The sequence below is a fragment of the Tritonibacter sp. SIMBA_163 genome, from assembly GCF_046535935.1.
Taxonomy (GTDB): domain Bacteria; phylum Pseudomonadota; class Alphaproteobacteria; order Rhodobacterales; family Rhodobacteraceae; genus Epibacterium; species Epibacterium scottomollicae.
This window is the reverse complement of the sequence record NZ_JAWJBP010000324.1, coordinates 1-279: the sequence shown is the minus strand read 5'-3', so window position 1 is coordinate 279 and position 279 is coordinate 1. Positions and strand designations below refer to the sequence as shown.

Annotated in this window: 1 pseudogene; it reads right to left on the bottom strand. The window is 63.4% G+C overall.

Annotated elements, in window-relative coordinates:
* Positions 1–279 (bottom strand): annotated as a pseudogene (locus tag R0J92_RS22580) (MFS sugar transporter); the annotation flags it as partial.

The following is a 279-nucleotide window of genomic DNA, read 5'->3' as shown; positions in this document are numbered from 1 at the left end:
ATGGCCTGCGCGAGGAAGAGGCCGATCAGCGCCTTGGCCGGGTTATGATTGGCGATCCTGCCGCCGCCAATATTGCCGGCTGCGATGGCGATGCCATAAAGCACGAGGATCAGGCTGACGCTCTTTTCCGAAAAGCCGGTGACATCCTGCAGGATCGGCGCAAGGAAGGTGAAGGCGACGAAGGTGCCGCCGTAGCCGAGCGCAGTCATCGCGAAAACGATGAGCAGGCGACCGGAGCCGAGAACCCGGACCTGATCGAGAAGGCTCGCCGGCGGAGCC